The sequence below is a fragment of the Streptomyces sparsus genome, from assembly GCF_054776295.1.
This window is the reverse complement of the sequence record NZ_BAAHCA010000518.1, coordinates 1-3,475: the sequence shown is the minus strand read 5'-3', so window position 1 is coordinate 3,475 and position 3,475 is coordinate 1. Positions and strand designations below refer to the sequence as shown.

Below are 3,475 nucleotides of genomic sequence, written 5' to 3'. Positions count from 1 at the left end.
GCTACCAGGCGCCCGCCGGCCACGACTGCACCCCGCCCGCCGCGACCACGGGCCCCGAGAAGCCGCCGCGTTGCCCCGCGCTGGTGCCGGGCGGCGGCCCCGACACCTCGGTCTCCTCCGAGAACGGGTCCGGGCCGTCGTCGGAGCAGCCGTCCTCGGACGCCTCGCCCGTCGATCCGGGCATCCCGAGCTCCGAGCCCACCGTCTCCGAACGGGAGGCCGAGCGGGCGGCGAAGCCGGTGCTGAAGGCGCTGGAACTGGACGACGCGGAGGTCGACGCGTCCACGACCTCCGGCGCCCTGCGCACGGTGGAGGCCGCACCCGTGGTCGACGGGCTGCCGACGGAGGGCCGCGAGACGCAGGTGACCGTCGGTTCCGGCGGGAAGGTGGTCCGCGCCCAGGGGCTGCTGGCTCCGGTGAAGGAGGGCGCCGGCTACCCGGTGCTGGACGCCGAGCGCACCCTGGCCGCGCTGAACGGCCGTGGTCGCGACGCGCGCACGGACATCCAGTGTGTGCGGGCCCCGTGCGAACCCGCGGACGGCGGACAGCGCATCCCGGTGACCGGCGAGGAGTTCGTGCTGGCCGTGCACGCCGAGGGCGGCGACCAGGTCCTGGTGCCGTCCTGGCGCTTCGCGCTGGGCGGCGAACCCGCCGGTCGCACCGTGACGCATCCGGCGGTGGAGCCGCGGTTCCTGGCGCCGCCGTCCGGTTCGGACCCGTCCACGGGCCCGGCCGAGCCGCGCCCGTCGAACGGCGGGGAGTCACCGAACGGCGGTGACACCCCGGTCGCACCGCCGGCTCCCCCCAGCGACCTGCCCGGTGAACTCCCCGCCCCCGGACAGCGGATCGAGGCGTACGAGGCGGCGGACCGGACGTTGACACTGCACTTCTGGGGCGACGTGTGCAGCTCGTACACGGCACACGCCGAGGAGTCGACGGACACCGTACGGGTCACCGTCACGGTCGGCCGGCAGAAGCCGGGACAGGTGTGCATCCAGATCGCCAGGGAGACGGCGGTGGAGGTGTCGCTGGAGAAGCCGGTGGGCGACCGCACGGTCGTCGACTCCGACGGCCGGGAACTGCCCGAGAGGTAGGCCGCGTGCGACGCGGCGCGGCCCGGGCTGCGATCCACCCCGCCTCACACGGCCGCGTCGGCCCGGCTCGCACGTGCGCACGACGGAAGGCGGCGGCCCCCCGGGGGGGGACCGCCGCCTTTCGCGGGTCTGCCGCCCCTGGGGGCGCCGGACTCAGCTGAACGAGTCTCCGCAGGCGCAGGAGCCGGAGGCGTTCGGGTTGTCGATGGTGAAGCCCTGCTTCTCGATGGTGTCGACGAAGTCGATGGAGGCGCCGCCCAGGTACGGGGCGCTCATCCGGTCCGTGACGACCTTGACGCCGTCGAAGTCCTTGACCACGTCGCCGTCGAGCGCGCGCTCGTCGAAGAAGAGCTGGTAGCGCAGGCCGGAGCAGCCGCCCGGCTGGACAGCCACGCGCAGCGCGAGGTCGTCGCGGCCCTCCTGCTCGAGCAGGGTCCTGACCTTGGTCGCGGCGGCGTCAGAAAGGATGATGCCGTCAGTCGTGGTGGCGGTCTCGTCCGATACGGACATCTGCTTCTCTCCCGGGTTGTACGGACTGCTCTGCCACCTGTGGAACAGGCGGCCTCCCGGATTCATTCCGAGCCGGGCACGTTCTCTTTCCCTCTCATGCTCGCACACCGCGACCCCGTGGGTCACTGCCCGCCCGCTCGCGGTGGGGCCGGCCGGGCGCGGTGCGTCACATCGGGGCGAGCGGCATCGTCAAGCTGACGCGAAGCGGTTATGATAGATAACGTCAAATCGACGAGAAGCGTTGAGCCGAGCAATCAGAAAGGGTGCGTGCCGTGAACACCGCCCAGCCCCTGGACGTCCAGCCGACCCCGCTCGCCCTGCTGCTGCTCGGCCGCGGAGCGGACCCGAAGAGCGAGCGCGGAGTGGAGTGCCCCGGCGACCTGCCGGCCCCCTCCGACCCGGACCTGGTGGAGCGCGCCCGCGCCGCGAAGGCCCAGCTCGGCGAGCGGGTCTTCGTGCTGGGCCACCACTACCAGCGTGACGAGGTCATCGAGTTCGCCGACGTCACCGGCGACTCGTTCAAGCTGGCCAGGGACGCCGCGGCCCGCCCGGAGGCGGAGTACATCGTCTTCTGCGGCGTGCACTTCATGGCCGAGTCCGCCGACATCCTCACCTCCGGGCGCCAGCAGGTCGTGCTGCCCGACCTGGCCGCCGGCTGCTCGATGGCCGACATGGCCAGTGCCGAGCAGGTCGCCGAGTGCTGGGACGTGCTGGCCGAGGCGGGACTGGCGGACGTCACCGTGCCGGTGGCGTACATGAACTCCTCAGCTGACATCAAGTCGTTCACCGGGCGCCACGGCGGCACCATCTGCACCTCCAGCAACGCCAAACGGGCGCTGGACTGGGCGTTCGAGAACGGCGAGAAGGTGCTGTTCCTCCCCGACCAGCACCTCGGCCGCAACACCGCGGTGCGCGACCTGGGCATGTCGCTGGACGACTGCGTCGTCTACAACCCGCACAAGCCGAACGGCGGGCTCACCACCGAGCAGCTCAGGAACGCCAAGATGATCCTCTGGCGCGGTCACTGCTCGGTGCACGGCCGCTTCTCGGTGGACTCCGTCAACGAGGTCCGGGAGCGCATACCCGGCGTCAACGTGCTGGTGCACCCGGAGTGCAAGCACGAGGTGGTGGCCGCCGCCGACCTGGTCGGTTCGACGGAGTACATCATCAGGACGCTCGACGCCGCACCGGCCGGCTCCAAGTGGGCCATCGGCACCGAACTCAACCTGGTACAGCGACTGGCGAACCGTTACGCCTCGCAGGGCAAGGAGATCGTCTTCCTCGACCGGACGGTCTGCTTCTGCTCCACGATGAACCGCATCGACCTGCCGCACCTGGTGTGGGCCCTGGAGTCGCTCGTCAAGGGCACCGTGGTGAACCGCATCGAGGTCGACCCGGAGACGGAGAAGTTCGCCAAGCTCGCCCTGGAGCGCATGCTCGCCCTCCCCTGACCGTCGGTGTCCCGGACCGTCATCGACCCGGCCACCGGCCGGTTCCGGGACCCCGACGCCCCGTCCGCGCCGGAAACCGGCGGGCCCCTGGCCGGGGCTCGCGGTGGTCGACGAGGATGGCCGCATGATCCTTCGACCGGTCCGGGACAGTGCCGAGGACGCCGAGGCGGTGCGGACGGTGGCCGTCGCCGCCTTCGCCCCCGAGGAGTCGCAGGAGGGCCCGCACCCGGCGGAAGAACGGCCGCTACCCGAGTGGCCGCCCGAACGCGTCGCCCGGTACCAGCGGATCAACCGGGCACTGGCCCGCACCGACCCGGGCGGCTGCTGGCTCGCCGAGGACGCCGTCAGCGGCCGGCAGATCGGTGCGGCGCTGTCCGTCCGGCGGGAGGGCACCTGGGGGCTCTCGCTGCTGGTGGTGGC

At 72.2% G+C, this 3,475-nt stretch carries 2 protein-coding genes and 2 pseudogenes; 3 read left to right on the top strand and 1 reads right to left on the bottom strand.

The genetic code is table 11. The features are described from left to right. Window positions 1-1,094, top strand: a pseudogene (locus ACYVE9_RS19515) (hypothetical protein); the annotation flags it as partial. A 153-nt stretch (window positions 1,095-1,247) separates the two neighbouring features. Here ACYVE9_RS19515 and ACYVE9_RS19510 read toward each other — a convergent pair. Continuing rightward, on the bottom strand, window positions 1,248-1,604 hold the full coding sequence (locus ACYVE9_RS19510; protein WP_461029174.1) for a HesB/IscA family protein: 357 nt from the start codon (window positions 1,602-1,604) through the stop codon (window positions 1,248-1,250). A 272-nt stretch (window positions 1,605-1,876) separates the two neighbouring features. On the opposite strand from ACYVE9_RS19510, the gene nadA reads away from it, so the two are divergent. Next, complete coding sequence (nadA, locus tag ACYVE9_RS19505) at window positions 1,877-3,055, top strand: quinolinate synthase NadA (protein WP_461029173.1); 1,179 nt, start codon at window positions 1,877-1,879, stop codon at window positions 3,053-3,055. A gap of 124 nt (window positions 3,056-3,179) precedes the next feature. Beyond that, window positions 3,180-3,475: pseudogene (locus tag ACYVE9_RS19500) on the top strand (GNAT family N-acetyltransferase); the annotation flags it as partial.